At 59.9% G+C, this 15000-nt stretch carries 10 protein-coding genes and 2 rRNA genes (1 of these 12 only partly in view); 7 read left to right on the forward strand and 5 right to left on the reverse strand.

What is annotated here, in order from left to right:
- Positions 1-412 precede the first annotated feature (412 nt).
- Together EEB12_RS12515 and pdxA are read right to left on the reverse strand one after the other, a co-directional pair.
- On the reverse strand, positions 413-1180 hold the full coding sequence (locus EEB12_RS12515; protein WP_141487899.1) for a DeoR/GlpR family DNA-binding transcription regulator: 768 nt from the start codon (positions 1178-1180) through the stop codon (positions 413-415).
- A gap of 27 nt (positions 1181-1207) precedes the next feature.
- Entirely contained in the window at positions 1208-3448 is a 2241-nt protein-coding gene (gene pdxA, locus EEB12_RS12520; protein ID WP_031332311.1) for a 4-hydroxythreonine-4-phosphate dehydrogenase PdxA, read from the reverse strand.
- Positions 3449-3660: 212 nt separating this feature from the next.
- On the opposite strand from pdxA, the gene EEB12_RS12530 reads away from it, so the two are divergent.
- The 7 genes from EEB12_RS12530 to EEB12_RS12560 are packed head-to-tail and all read left to right on the forward strand — an operon-like array spanning position 3661 to position 10649.
- Positions 3661-5238 carry an ABC transporter substrate-binding protein gene (locus EEB12_RS12530; RefSeq protein ID WP_007732494.1) on the forward strand — a complete coding sequence of 526 codons (1578 nt, stop codon included), beginning with the start codon at positions 3661-3663 and terminating at the stop codon, positions 5236-5238.
- Positions 5239-5242: 4 nt separating this feature from the next.
- Entirely contained in the window at positions 5243-6247 is a 1005-nt protein-coding gene (locus EEB12_RS12535) for an ABC transporter permease (protein ID WP_007732496.1), read from the forward strand.
- A complete protein-coding gene (locus EEB12_RS12540) occupies positions 6247-7194 on the forward strand; it encodes an ABC transporter permease (protein ID WP_019746660.1) in 948 nt (315 codons plus the stop codon). Before EEB12_RS12535 ends, EEB12_RS12540 begins: the two co-directional genes overlap by 1 nt.
- Positions 7195-7197: 3 nt before the next feature.
- The gene (locus EEB12_RS12545; RefSeq protein WP_024488052.1) at positions 7198-8031 is read left to right on the forward strand and encodes an ABC transporter ATP-binding protein; all 834 of its coding nucleotides are present in this window, start codon (positions 7198-7200) and stop codon (positions 8029-8031) included.
- Positions 8028-8894: an ATP-binding cassette domain-containing protein gene (locus EEB12_RS12550; protein WP_051253226.1), complete on the forward strand. Its 867-nt coding sequence runs from the start codon at positions 8028-8030 to the stop codon at positions 8892-8894. Before EEB12_RS12545 ends, EEB12_RS12550 begins: the two co-directional genes overlap by 4 nt.
- Positions 8894-9853 carry an aldo/keto reductase gene (locus EEB12_RS12555; protein WP_021334655.1) on the forward strand — a complete coding sequence of 320 codons (960 nt, stop codon included), beginning with the start codon at positions 8894-8896 and terminating at the stop codon, positions 9851-9853. The genes EEB12_RS12550 and EEB12_RS12555 overlap by 1 nt, the downstream gene beginning before the upstream one ends.
- Before the next feature lie 34 nt (positions 9854-9887).
- On the forward strand, positions 9888-10649 hold the full coding sequence (locus EEB12_RS12560) for an HpcH/HpaI aldolase family protein (RefSeq protein WP_019746656.1): 762 nt from the start codon (positions 9888-9890) through the stop codon (positions 10647-10649).
- A 63-nt stretch (positions 10650-10712) separates the two neighbouring features.
- Here EEB12_RS12560 and EEB12_RS12565 read toward each other — a convergent pair whose 3' ends face one another.
- The 3 genes from EEB12_RS12565 to EEB12_RS12575 form a co-directional block, all read right to left on the reverse strand.
- Positions 10713-12137, reverse strand: coding sequence for an aldehyde dehydrogenase family protein (locus EEB12_RS12565; protein WP_007732506.1), 1425 nt, complete (start codon positions 12135-12137; stop codon positions 10713-10715).
- Positions 12138-12532: 395 nt separating this feature from the next.
- Positions 12533-12649 (reverse strand): 5S ribosomal RNA (gene rrf, locus EEB12_RS12570).
- Positions 12650-12800: 151 nt separating this feature from the next.
- Positions 12801-15000 (reverse strand): 23S ribosomal RNA (locus EEB12_RS12575) (it continues 935 nt past the right edge of the window).

Raw genomic sequence — 15000 nt, forward strand, 5'->3', positions numbered from 1 at the left:
GTGAAGTACCAAAAAATATTTGGCACTGACATTCATCGACACACTGTTGAGTTCTCAAAGAACACGCACACACCATCACCACGACCCTATGGCCGCCGCTCCGGGGCAACTTTTCCAGCCTATCCCAACCAGGTCACCGGCGCAAACCGGAACCCCGTGAAGAAAAACTGGATTGTGTTCGCCAGGCACTTCGTACAACCTCGTGTCACTCACCCTCGCAGGTGGGAGTCGGTGTCCGTGTCGCTCTGACTTGGAATAAGTTACGCGTCCGCCGAAGTCTTTGCCAAATCCACAGGTCAGAGACTCGGAGGTATCCATTTCCCCAGCAAGATTGCCCGTTTCAGTCGATTTTCACCAATTCGGACATCATGTGACGCCGGACACCGTGGCCGGATCGGCACGCAGCGGGAACTCACACCACTTGGACTCGGATACCTGCATCCTCGAACAACGCGACTTGCTTTGCGTCTACTGCAGCATCGGTAACCAGCACGGCCCCCGGCGGTATCGGCGCCCACGCATGGAAAGGACGTTCACCAAGCTTGGCGGAGTGGGCGAGGATGTAGACCGCGCCGGCACGTTCGATCATCATTTCCTTGAGCCGGGTCTGATCGAGCTCAGCTTCACAAATACCCAGGTCAGCGGTAACTGCATCGGCACCGAGGAATGCCTTGTCAAACGACACCCTCTGCAGCGACGCTTCCGCCAGTGGCCCGACGAACCCTTGACTGAGCTGCCTCAGCGTCCCGCCGAGACATTCGACTCGAACACCATCAGCGTCGGCTAACGCCTCGAGCGCCGTCAGCCCTGCAGCGATCACCGTCAAATTCGTCACGTGACGTAAGAACTCTCCCATCGCTCCGACGGTGGTACCTGCATCAAGGAGCACGGTTTCTCCGGGCCGGACCTGCTCAGCAGCCCATTCGGCGATGCCCCGTTTGGCGTCGAATCCCTCCATTGCGCGTTGACGCAAGGAGGATTCCGGATGAGGGTTGAGAGCAATCGCCCCGCCATACGTTCGAGCAATTACTCCCTGGGCAGTCAACTGACTCAGGTCGCGACGGATCGTAGATGCAGTCACCCCGAATTGGGCAGACAGATCCTCGACACTGGCCAGACCGCTGGTGCGAGCGAGCCTCACAATCTCCGACCGCCTCGCCTCCGACTCCCGGATGACCATCGCTCCTCCCCCTACAAACCCTGGTGCTTACTTGGAAACGAATGTGCTGGTTGCCAATTCGGCCGCCTGCCGCAGCGCTTCGACCATACTACCGGCCTCGGCGATGCCCTTACCTGCAATATCGAAAGCGGTTCCGTGATCAACGGAGGTACGGATGACAGGTAACCCGACGGTGATGTTGACGCCGGCCTCGATCCCGAGAACCTTGACCGGGCCGTGCCCCTGATCGTGGTACATCGCAACGATCAAGTCGTAGTCCCCACGTCCAGCGAGGAAGAATGCCGTGTCCGCCGGCAGTGGGCCGTGGACGTCGATTCCTTCTGCCTTCAAGAGTTCAACGGCGGGAATGATCTTCTGCTCTTCCTCTCCGTACCCGAAAAGCCCGTTCTCCCCCGCATGCGGGTTGATCCCGCACACGCCGATTTTCGGAGATGGATTGCCCGTGCGCACCAAAGCTTCGTGACCTCGACGAATGGTCCTCTCGACCAGGCCGGGCTCGATCCTGGCAACTGCATCGAGCAGTCCGATGTGAGTGGTCACGTGAATCACCTTGAGCTTGGGGGTCGACAACATCATCGACACCTCCTCGGTACCGGTCAGGTGCGCAAGCAATTCCGTGTGTCCGGGATAGATGTGTCCTGCCGCATGCAGCGCTTCCTTGTTCAGTGGCGCCGTGCAGATCGACTGGACTTCACCGCGTACGGCGAGTTCGCTTGCGACGCGGATATATTGATAGGCCGCATCCCCCGCGACTGCCGACAGTTCACCCCAGGCGAGATCCTCGGGTAGCAAGTCCAGGTCGATGACGTTGATCCGTCCATCGTTGAATTCAGCATCCTTGATCTCCTCGATCGCGACCACGTCGACGTCTATTCCGAGCACCGTGGCAGCCAATCGCAAACGCTTCGCGTCGCCGACAACAACAGGGCGGCAACGCTTTCTCGTTTCGGCGTCGAGGAGTGCGGGGACGATCACTTCCGGTCCGACGCCGGCGCCGTCGCCCATCGTGACAGCAATCAGCGGCAGTGGAGTGGATTCGATTGACATGGGATTGACCTCGTTGTCTGAAGGTGGACTGTCCGGAGCGTCGACCGGGATGGGGCGCGCGAGAAACTTCGTTATAGAGAAAAGACTGTGTGCATTCCCGAAACTGCCTGGCCGCGTGACGATGTACCGTCCGGTGTGGTCGACGGAAAGTACGGCGCCGTGTTCAATTTCGTAAATCGGTGACAAAGTGTCGATCCGCAGGCGGTCGAGAACGCTGCGCGCGGTTTCGCCACCGGTAAGAACCAAGTCGATCGGGTACTCGCCGTGGGAGAATCCTGCATCGACGGCAGCGATCAGATCGGCGAGAGCCGAAACGAGATGGACGGATTCTGCAGGCACGACAGGTCCACTTACCGAAACCACGACGTTTCCGCGATCCAGTGCGTTCAGAATCGGAAGCGGATCGACCGAATGCGCCAGGAGTTCAGCACTGTTCACTTCGATATGGTGCGCACCTGAATCCCGAAGCAATTCCACTTGGTCCCCGGCAGACGCATCCGCCGTCCCCACAACCACCAAAGTAGATCGAGAATCACGAAGAGATGGACGCACGACGGGTGACTGCACGGTTCGTCGTCGTGCCACTGCCGTCGCGAGCGCCGAGGTTCCTACCAATCGAGAACCCCGAACCTCCTGTGCTGCAGCCACAATCAGTTCCAGATCACTGTCGGTCTCGACGTCGCAGATCGCCACCGACCCGGCTTCTGAGATCGACGCAAGAACCTGACTCAACCGCCCGGAGCGAATGTCGTCCAGCGATACGCCAGAAGTAATTGCCGACGAGCCGAGCGCCTCCGCAATCGACCGAGGAGCCGGCTTCGACTCCGCGCGCCACAGGTCGGTGGCGTGCAACGCAACCCCATCGACCAACACCACCCCGCCTTGCACCGTGCGCCCTTGCCTGGGCAGTCCGGCGGCGACGATGACCGGGGATCCGTCGCGGGAGAGTTCTCCAACCTCCGCCGCTATGTTGCCCCTGAGCAGGGAATCGATCTTCTTGACGATCTCGGAGCCGTCAGACGATTGCAGAACTGATCTCACGTCACGAGAGGCTCTGGCGGGGTCGGATCGCCGTGAGTGCAGATCGAAAACCGTCACTCCTGATCCGTCGGGCGCACCTGGGCCGAGTCGAAGCGATATGCCCGAACTGCGGAGCAGAAATCCTGCGGCCGACTCCGCGGCTCCGGAAAGATCATCAGCGATGATTACCAGTGGTTTCATCGAATTCCTCGACCCCCTTTCGGTCTGAATCGAGTATGCACAGCATCGCAACCGATGCGCGAAGTACGCAATCGAAGTTACGGGACTTGCGCGAAGTGCGCAACAGTGCCATTGTGAGCTGAGTTACAAGCGAGAGCCCGACGCGATTGTTCACCAACAGTCCGCTCGGAGCGTCGCCCCCACGCTGCCCCGTCAGGATCGAAAGGTCACCGATGACCAATACTCGTTTGCGAACACCACAGCTCTCCCGGCGATCCTTTCTGCAGTTCACCGGGCTGATCGGTGGCGCAACGCTTCTGGGCACGACTGCCGCGTGCGCCGGCCCTACCGGGAAGCCGACACAGGACACCCTGGTGCTCGGGCTCAACCGTTCGCTCGTCAGCCTCGACAACAAACTCAATCAATTCGACGCAGCAGTCACGGCTCAGCGAGGCGTCAGACAAGGTCTCACCCGGATCGGCGACAATCTGACACCGCAACTCGTTCTCGCTGACAGGTTCGAATCGACCGGCCCGACCGAGTGGACGGTTCGACTCCGCGAGGGCATCCGTTACTCCGACGGCACACCTGTGCTGATCGACGACGTCACGACGGCAATGCAGATGTACCAGCAGGTCAGCGGATCGTTTGTCGCACCGCAGTTCCCCGAGTGGCCGACGGTCGTCCCCATCGACGATCGCACCTTCATCCTTCGGACGAATTCCCCGGTGCCGGTTCTGGACTCGCTCATGTCCAACATCTTGATCACCCCGGCCGCTGCCAACGAACCCAACGAACTGCAGAGCGGAATCGGGTCTGGACCGTTCGTCGTCAGCGAATCGAACCGGGGCACCGGCGATTACACACTTGTCGCCAATGACAACTACTGGGGCCCGGCCCCTGGCGTTCGTCGTGTTCAGGTCCGCTTCATTCCCGAAGAGGCCGGCCGCGTCGTCGCACTTCGGAGCGGCGAGGTCGACGTCATCGACTCGATCAGTCCCGATTCCGCCGAACAACTCGCCGACCTGCCTGGTGTCCAGGTGGACACAGTGCCGAGCACACGCATCAACCAACTGTTCTTCAACTTCCGCAAGCCCGCCGATCACCCACTGTCCAATCCGCGTGTCCGAGAAGCTCTCACGTATGCCATCGACGGTGAGTCACTCGCTCGGGACGTGCTGATCGGATCCGCAGTCCCGGCCACCGGCCCCGCACCGTCGACCTTGGACGGAGCCGTGAAAACCGGTACTTACCAATATGATCCACGGAAAGCGCGGCAGATGCTCGAGGCCGAAGGCGCCGACGACCTCGAACTCACCTTCATCTGGGAAACCGGAGAGTTCACCAACGACGTCTCGGTGATGGAATCGGTACTCGAAATGATGAAGGCCGTGGGAGTACGCGTCAAACTCCAGCAGTTCGAACCGGGCGGTGACATCTCGTCCTGGCGCCAGGGCAAGACCGGCGACTGGGATGTGCTGGGCAACGGCTACGGCAACCAGACCGGACTTGCACTGACCACGTTGCAGGGGATGTACGCCGGCACAGCGGAGAAGGAAGCAACTCGCGACACCTATCACGGGTACGTCTTCCCCGAAATCACCGCGAAGATCCAAGCCGCATCCAGTGAACCAGACCCGACCAAGCGCGCCGCTCTACTCGACGCCGCACAACAAGACATCTGGAACACCTGGCCTTGCCTGTGGAGCTTCGTACCCAACGCACTCCTTGCGAAACGCACTCGTGTACAAAATGTTTCACTGACCCCGATCAACTCCTACGACCTCGGCGCCGTCCGATTGGAGGCCTGAGGCGATGACTCTCACCGCTCCGAAACCGCAAACCGCTCTCGGAATCTCTCCGCGTCGGCGCACAAGGATCAACCCGACCGTCAAATACGTGCTCAAACGCTTGGCACAGAGTGCCTTGACGATCTTCCTCACGCTCACAACAGTGTTCGTCCTGATCCGAATGGCTCCCGGCGATCCTGCCTACGCCTTGGCCGGACCGCTGGCCAGCACGGAGGATCTAGCACAAATCCGTGCTGACATGGGCTTGGACAAGTCGGTGTTCTCTCAATACCTGATCTACCTGTGGGACCTCGTCCATCTGAATCTCGGCACGTCGTACTCGTTCCAGGCGCCGGCCATGGACGTTGTCCTCGGCCGTCTCCCGTACACCATCACCCTTGCCGTCAGCTCCATTCTGCTGACCGCCGTGCTCTCGATTCCGCTGGGCGTGTGGATGGCCCGTCACGCGGACACCCGACGTGAACTCGGTGCGAACGTCGTGGCCGTCGGCGGGCAGTCCATGCCGGAGTTCTGGAGCGGCCTGATGCTGGTGACGATCTTCGCGGTCTTGATCCCAGTACTCCCGGCAGCCGGTTTCACCACATGGCCGTCGTTGATCCTGCCTACCGTCACCATCGCCATCCTTCAGATCGCGTTGATCTCCCGGATGGTTCGACGCGAAATGGTCTCGGCCTTCGCTTCTCCGTACATCACGGTCGCACGTTCTCGCGGAGTATCCGAACGCGAACTCACCTGGCGATATGCGATGCGTAATTCGGCGATTCCGATCGTCACCGCGCTGGGCACCAGATTTGCCGGAATGCTGAACGGCGTCGTGGTGGTCGAGGTCGTGTTCGCCTGGCCTGGTGTCGGCTCGCTGGTGGTCCGCGCACTCGAGACTCGCGACTACCCGCTCATCCAGGCCACCGTGCTTGTCACTGCGGTTCTCGCAGTGCTCGTGCAACTGGCAGTGGACCTCCTCTACCCCCTCCTGGATCCACGCGTGCGACTCGGAAAGGGCGCCAACTGATGACTACCGTCTTGGAACCTCCAACAACTCCACGCGCCAGCGCGGTCACCGAGGCAGACTTCGCACGCGCCGGAGCCACGCGCCGTAAGCGAGACAGCCGAGTCAAGATCTGGGCCGGCTCGATCTGCGCGCTCCTGGTGATTCTTCCTGTTGCATTGGCGGGACTACTCCCCCTTGCAGATCCGAACCAGACCAACCTGAGCAGTCGACGGCTACCGCCCCTCACCGACGGCCATCTGTTCGGCACCGATCAGTTGGGACGAGATCTCCTCTCACGGATCCTGCACGGCGGCCAGGTGTCTCTGACGATCGGTATTCTCGCCGTGATCGTCTCCGGGGTCATCGGCATAGTCGCCGGATCCGCCGCGGGGTACTTCGGCGGCTGGGTCGACACCGTCATCTCCCGCCTACTCGAAGCACAGCTTTCTCTGCCTCTGCTGATGATGCTGCTTCTCGTCGTTGCGCTGTTCGGTCCGTCCATTCCCGTCATCACGTTTGTCATCGCGATCGCGCAGTGGCCCGAGGTCGCACGGTTGACTCGCTCATTGGTACTCGTCGAACGCGAAAAGCCTTACGTAGCTGCAGCTCGAGTCCTCGGACTTACTCGCATGGCAATTCTGCTTCGTCACGTCATTCCGAACATCGTCAAGCAGGCCTCGCTCGTCGTCCTGCTGCTGCTCGCGCAGGCCGTACTGCTGGAAAGTTCGTTGAGTTACCTCGGCGCCGGACCGCAACGTCCGTTCGCAACGTGGGGACGAATCATCGCCGACGGCCAGGACTACATCACCACGTCATGGTGGATCGTCACGTTGACCGGTCTGATGATCGTGCTACTGGTCGTCGGAGTGAACCTACTCGGCGACGGCCTGCGCGATCGTCCTGCAGGTTCGAAACGACTGGGCGCAAGCCTGTTCGGGCGTGGCAACGCCCAGAAAGCAAAGGCGTGAGACATGGGCAATCTACTACGGGTCGACGACCTCCAGATCGAACTTGTCACGGCGAATGGCGTCATCCGAGCCGTCGACGGGGTGTCCTTCTGCATCGACGCCGGTGAAACCGTCACCATCATCGGTGAATCCGGCTCCGGAAAGTCGACCACGGCCATGGGAATCCTCGGGCTGCTTCCGGACGATCTTGCCGTTCTTTCCGGGAAAGCCGTGTTCAAAGGCCAGGACATTCTCGGAAACACGAAGATCTTGAACGATATTCGTGGAAAACACATCGCCCTCATCCCCCAGGACCCGATGACGGCTCTGAGTCCCGTCCACACCATCGGCAGCCAACTTCGAGAAGCAGTGCGCCACAGCGGTGTGACCGCGAAGAAGCAACAAATCGAGCGGGCAGTGCAACTGCTCGAGCAGGTACGCATTCCGTATCCGGATAAGCAACTCGACAAGTACCCGCATCAACTGTCGGGTGGAATGCTGCAGCGCGTCCTCATCGCCGGAGCTCTTGCTGCCGGCCCCGAACTGATCGTGGCCGACGAACCCACCAGCGCATTGGACGTCACCGTTCAGGCCGGGATTCTGGATCTATTGCTCGAATTGCAGGAACGCACCGGGATCGGAATGCTGGTCATCACCCACGACCTCGGAGTCGCCCGACTCGTATCCGATCGCATCTACGTGATGAAGGACGGACGTTTTGTCGAGACCGGTAGCGCCGACGTTCTCGTCGACTCACCGCAAAGCGCCTACACACAAAAGCTTCTCGACGCCATACCGCACCTGGGGCCTTGGGATGGCGACCCCGCCCGTTCAACACAGATCGGAGCCTCGGCATGAACCCCCACGAAACGCCACTTCTCGCCGTCGAAGATCTCGTTGTCGAGTATCCGGTTCCCGACGGAGTTTTCCGAGCCGTGGATGCTGTGAGCTTCTCGGTGGAAAAGGGCAAGACCCTGGCCATCGTCGGCGAATCCGGATGTGGCAAGTCGACAATCGCTCGATCTATCGTCCGACTCCTCACACCGACCAGTGGACGCATTCTCGTCGACGGCAATGACATCGCGCAGATGTCGGAGAAGTCACTGCGCCCCTTCCGCTCTCGCGTTCAAATGGTGTTCCAAGATCCGTACGGATCGCTGGACCCCCATCTGACTGCCGAGGACATCATCGGAGAACCACTGCGCCTCAAAGGTGTTCGGAGCAAGTCTGAACGCGCCAAGGCAGCAGCAGAACTCGTCGATCGCGTTGGCCTGCCCAACTCGGCACTACACCGGCGTCCGGCAGAGTTCTCCGGTGGCCAACGTCAGCGCATCGGAATTGCCCGTGCACTTGCCAGCGGACCCGAGATCCTGGTCTGCGACGAAGCGACCAGCGCTCTCGACGTTTCGGTGCAAGCGCAGGTACTCGCGCTCCTACGTGAAATTCAGACCGATACCGGTCTGACGTACGTTTTCATCTCACACAACTTGGGCGTCGTCCGAGAAATCAGCGAGACCGTAGTCGTGATGTCGAAAGGAGCCATCGTCGAATCCGGTTCCACAGAAACAGTTCTCGCCAGTCCGCGCGAGCCGTACACCCGCGCACTACGAGGCGCTGCTCTCGATCCCACCACCATGGTCGGCATCAAACCACGCCACGTGGTGGCAGCCCTGTCCAAGAACTTGCTAGCCAAGCAGACCGAATCACGAGGAGTTGCCTGATGACCGCCCCACTCGAGCTTCCGAAACTGGTGCTCGGCACTATGACCTTCGGAGATACGGTCGACATATCGGGTGCCGGATCGATGCTCGACGCAGCACTAGGCGCCGGTATCTCTCACATCGACACGGCCAACGGCTATGCGGGCGGTGAGTCCGAGCGCATGCTGGCAAAGCTCCTCCATGGCCGACGCGATTCCGTCACTCTGGCCACCAAAGCAGGAATGCCACACCCCGATGCCGGTGACAACAGCCCACTCTCGGCAAAGGGACTCCGAGCAAGCATCGAAGGAAGTCTGCGCAGACTCGACTCGGACTACGTCGACCTGTTCTATCTCCATCAGCCGGACCGAACCGTCACGCTGACCGAAACTCTTACCACCGTCGCGGAACTGGTTGCCGAGGGCAAGATCCGCACACTCGGCGTATCCAACTTTGCCGCGTGGCAAATCAGTGAAATCAACTACACCGCAGACACAGTCGGTGCTCCGCGACCGATCGTCGCACAACAGCTCTACAACTTGCTCGCGCGTCGCATCGAAGAAGAATACGCAGAATTCGCGGACGTGACCGGACTGACCACCATGGTCTACAACCCACTCGGTGGGGGCCTGCTCACCGGGCGCCACACCTTCGAGGAAAACCCCGTCGACGGCCGATTCGGCGACTCCCGTCTTGCGTCGATGTACAAGGAGCGATACTGGAACACACAGATCTTCGACGCCATTGCACAACTGACGGCGATCGCGGAACAGTCGGGCATCTCCCTGACCGAGCTTGCGTTGCGCTGGCTGGTCAGCAAGCCCGTCGCCGGATCGCTGCTCCTCGGAGGATCCAAAGTTACGCACCTCGAATCCAATATCGCGGCCATCGGGCGAGGTCCACTCGACGCCTCGACCGTCGAAGAGTGTGACCTAGTCGGTGCCGCCCTACGAGGCCCCATGCCCAACTACAACCGCTGAAACACCCGACCTTCATCAGGAAGAGTTCTTCACTATGTCAGCACAGGAATTCGCCGCACGTATCCGAGGACGCGAACGCATTCTCGGATACTGGTCCGTCATCGACAGTCCGGTCTCGACCGAATGGATTGCGCACGTCGGCTGGGACTACATTGCCCTCGACATGCAGCACGGCCTGATCGGCTATTCGGGGATGGTCGCCGGGCTCACCGCCATCGACTCGTCACCGTCCACTGTCGGGATGGTGCGCGTCGAGGCAAACAATCCGACGCCCATCGGCCGTGCACTCGACGCGGGCGCTGTGGGCGTCATCGTTCCGCTGATCAACAACGCCGAAGAGGCAGCGGCCGCCGTGGCAGCCGCCAAGTATCCGCCTTTCGGCATCCGCTCCTACGGACCCATGCGCTCTCAACTCCGTATCGGCCCCGTTCCCGCCGACGCGAACCGCGACACCGTTGTATTTGCGATGATCGAGACCCCACAGGGTCTGGCGAACGTCGAAGAGATCTGCGCAGTGCCCGGTTTGGACGGCGTGTACGTCGGGCCGTCCGACCTACGAATCGCCGTCGGCGGTAAGCACTCCAACGATCCGGACGTCGCCGAGGAATTCGAAGCAGCGCTCACCCGGGTGCGCGAAGCTGCCGCCGTCAGCGGAGTCGCTGCGGGAATCCACACACCTTCCGGTCAGGTTGCGGCACAACGGCTCGGGGAGGGCTACACGTTCGCGACCGTGGCCTCGGACCTGACACATCTGGCGAACATCTCGGCTCAGCATTTGGATGCCGCCAAGTCCTGATCCGGGTACAAAAATGGCGATGCTCCCGCACTTGGTACGGGAGCATCGCCATTCTCGAACAAACTATCGCTGAATCGCCTTGATCTCGAGGAACTCTTCGAGCCCGAACGTGCCGGCCTCGCGCCCGACGCCCGACTGCTTGTACCCACCGAACGGAGCATTCGTGTTGAAGGCGCCGCCGTTCACCTCGACTTGCCCGGCCCGCAGTTGCCGGGCGACGCGATCCGCGCGATCGGGGTCACCTGACCAAACGCCACCGGCCAGTCCGTACTCGGTGCCGTTGGCGATACGCACTGCGTCGGCCTCGTCTTTGTAGCCCATGATCGAGAGGACCGGTCCGAAGATCTCCTCGCGCGCAATGGTCATGTCTTCGGTCACGTTCGCGAACACCGTCGGACCGACGAAATATCCACTGGCCAGACCAGTTTCGCGACCGTCGACAACCGCGGTGGCACCTTCCGACACACCTTTCTCGATGTATCCGCGAACGCGTCCCAGCTGATTCGCGTTCACCAGAGGACCAAGCACCGAAGTCGGCTGAGTCGGATCACCTACCGGGAAATGAGCGGCGACTGCAGCAGCAATTGCCGCTGCCTCATCCACCTTCTCCGCGGGAACCAACATACGCGTCAGCGCCGAACAGGTCTGGCCCGAATTGATGAAGCACTTTGCGACGCCATCCGTGACAGCCTTTTCGAGATCGGCGTCGTCGAGAATGACATTCGCCGACTTGCCGCCCAGCTCGAGCGAGACCTTCTTGATGGTGTCCGCGGCAACGATGGCCACTCGCTTGCCTGCACGAGTCGATCCGGTGAAGGAGACCATGTCGACCTCAGGGTGGCCGGCGATGGCTTCGCCCACTACCGGGCCGTAGCCACTCACCAGGTTGAATACACCTGCAGGCAAACCAATTTCGTCGAAGATGTCAGCGAGAGCGTACGTGATGAGTGGCGCAACCTCGGTGGGCTTGAGAACCACGGTGCAGCCCGCGGCGAGCGCACCGCCGACCTTCAAGACAACTTGGTGGAGCGGGAAGTTCCAGGGAGTGATGGCGCCGACAACACCCGCAGGTTCGCGAACAATCAGCGAATTCCCGACCTCGTGAGCGTCGAAATCATAAGTGCGAGCCAATTCGGCAAATGCATTCAAATTCGCGAGCGGCATTCCGATTTGTACGGGCTTCGCGAATCCGATCGGCATTCCCATATCCTGCGAAACAAGCGCCGCAAGATCATCGGTGCGTTCGGCAATTATCGCCGCGGCCTTGGAAAGATATTCGGCGCGCTCACCGCCGGATAGTGCAGACCAGGCAGGGAACGCCTTTCGTGCTGCCTTCGCGGCCGCGTCGACATCTTCGACAGTGCCTTCGGCGACAGTTCCTATCAGCTCTTCGGTAGCCGGATTGAGAACGTCGATCCGACCGCTGCCAGTGGATTCGATCCAGGCGCCATCAACATAGATTTTGGTGCGGTCGAGAATATCGGTCATCGAAGCCTCCGTAGTCATCACGCGTGCACAGGTGAGGTGGGCCCGATCACACGGGGCACCTCTTCCGAGCCTAGCCACGCTCGACGGGTTCCGTGGCGGGTTGGTATCGCGATTGGCGTTCGACTCACGAGACCTGTGGTGAGCGCAGGCTTTTCGCGGATCGTGTGAACGTATCGTTCCCCTCGTCTAGGAGGGTGAGAGTGTCGTTCACTCGATCCCGGACGGGGTGGTGAGCCGGCCGTGCTCGCTCGTGATGGTGTGAACGGGGCGTTGGGTCGATCTGAGGCGACGGACGTACCGTTCACTCGGAGAGTGCGGGGTGGGTTTTTTGGGGGGGGTTTGGGTACGAGAAAGCCCCCCAACCATCACTGGTTGGGGGGCTTCTCTTAATTTGTGTTCGGCGGTGTCCTACTCTCCCACACCCTGTCGAGTGCAGTACCATCGGCGCTGAAGGGCTTAGCTTCCGGGTTCGGAATGGGACCGGGCGTTTCCCCTTCGCTATGACCGCCGTAACTCTATGAAACTGTCACAGTAACCAACCTGTGATCCAGATCCTCCACACACCCACCACCCGTGAATATCAGGGGTGATCGATGATGGATGATCGAAATCAAGGTATCTGTGTGTTGTTTCAGATACCGCACAGTGGACGCGTAGCTTCTTTGTGGTAAGTCCTCGGCCTATTAGTACCAGTCACCTGCATGCATTACTGCACTTCCAGTTCTGGCCTATCAACCCGGTGGTCTGCCGGGGGCCTTACCCCCTCGAGGGGGTGAGAAACCTCATCTTGGAACAGGCTTCCCGCTTAGATGCTTTCAGCGGTTATCCCTTCCGAACGTAGCTAACCAGCGGTGCTCCTGGCGGAACAACTGGCACACCAGAGGTTCGTCCGTCCCGGTCCTCTCGTACTAGGGACAGCCTTCCTCAAGTTTCTAACGCGCGCGGCGGATAGAGACCGAACTGTCTCACGACGTTCTAAACCCAGCTCGCGTGCCGCTTTAATGGGCGAACAGCCCAACCCTTGGGACCTACTCCAGCCCCAGGATGCGACGAGCCGACATCGAGGTGCCAAACCATCCCGTCGATATGGACTCTTGGGGAAGATCAGCCTGTTATCCCCGGGGTACCTTTTATCCGTTGAGCGACACCGCTTCCACTTGCCGGTGCCGGATCACTAGTCCCGACTTTCGTCCCTGCTCGACCTGTCAGTCTCACAGTCAAGCTCCCTTGTGCACTTGCACTCGACACCTGATTGCCAACCAGGCTGAGGGAACCTTTGGGCGCCTCCGTTACATTTTGGGAGGCAACCGCCCCAGTTAAACTACCCACCAGGCACTGTCCCTGAACCAGATCATGGTCCGAGGTTAGAGGTCCAATTCGATCAGAGTGGTATTTCAACAACGACTCCACGATAACTGGCGTCACCGTTTCACAGTCTCCCACCTATCCTACACAAACCGAACCGAACACCAATACCAAGCTGTAGTGAAGGTCCCGGGGTCTTTTCGTCCTGCCGCGCGTAACGAGCATCTTTACTCGTAATGCAATTTCGCCGAGTCTACGGTTGAGACAGCTGAGAAGTCGTTACGCCATTCGTGCAGGTCGGAACTTACCCGACAAGGAATTTCGCTACCTTAGGATGGTTATAGTTACCACCGCCGTTTACTGGGGCTTAAATTCTCAGCTTCGCTCCCGAAGGAACTAACCGGTCCTCTTAACCTTCCAGCACCGGGCAGGCGTCAGTCCGTATACATCGTCTTACGACTTCGCACGGACCTGTGTTTTTAGTAAACAGTCGCTTCTCACTGGTCTCTGCGGCCCCACCCAGCTCAGACAGTAAATGTCGTCACCAAACAGGGCCCCCCTTCTCCCGAAGTTACGGGGGCATTTTGCCGAGTTCCTTAACCATAGTTATCTCGATCGCCTTAGTATTCTCTACCTGACCACCTGTGTCGGTTTGGGGTACGGGCCGTGTGAAAGCTCGCTAGAGGCTTTTCTCGGCAGCATAGGATCACTGAATTCGCCTCAATCGGCTACGCATCACGTCTCAGGCTATGTGTGACCCGGATTTGCCTAGGTCACGCCCTACACGCTTACACCAGTATTACCACTGACTGGCTCAGCTACCTTCCTGCGTCACCCCATCGCTTGGCTACTACCAGATCAGGTCCCATGCATCCACCAACTCGAGACCCGAAGGTCTTCTCGTGGCTTCAGGATGGTTAGTATCACTGATTCACCATGGGCGCGTTCACACGGGTACGGGAATATCAACCCGTTGTCCATCGGCTACGCCTGTCGGCCTCGTCTTAGGTCCCGACTCACCCTGGGCGGATTAACCTGGCCCAGGAACCCTTGGTCATTCGGCGGACGAGTTTCTCACTCGTCTTTCGCTACTCATGCCTGCATTCTCACTCGTGTGGCCTCCACGGCTAGGTCACCCTGCCGCTTCCATGGCCACACGACGCTCCCCTACCCATCCACACACCTGCCAGAAAATCCTTGGATCAACTGGGGGCTATTGCGTGAATGCCGCAGCTTCGGTGGTGTACTTGAGCCCCGCTACATTGTCGGCGCAGGATCACTTGACCAGTGAGCTATTACGCACTCTTTCAAGGGTGGCTGCTTCTAAGCCAACCTCCTGGTTGTCTTCGCGACCCCACATCCTTTTCCACTTAGTACACGCTTAGGGACCTTAGCTGGCGATCTGGGCTGTTTCCCTCTCGACTACGAACCTTATCGCCCGCAGTCTCACTGCCGCGCTCTCACTCACCGGCATTCGGAGTTTGGCTGATTTCGGTAAGCTTGTGGGCCCCCTAGACCATCCAGTAGCTCTACCTCCGGTGAGAAACACGCGACGCTG

This window comes from Rhodococcus sp. WS1, assembly GCF_003797745.1.
GTDB classification, from domain to species: Bacteria; Actinomycetota; Actinomycetes; order Mycobacteriales; family Mycobacteriaceae; genus Rhodococcus_F; species Rhodococcus_F erythropolis.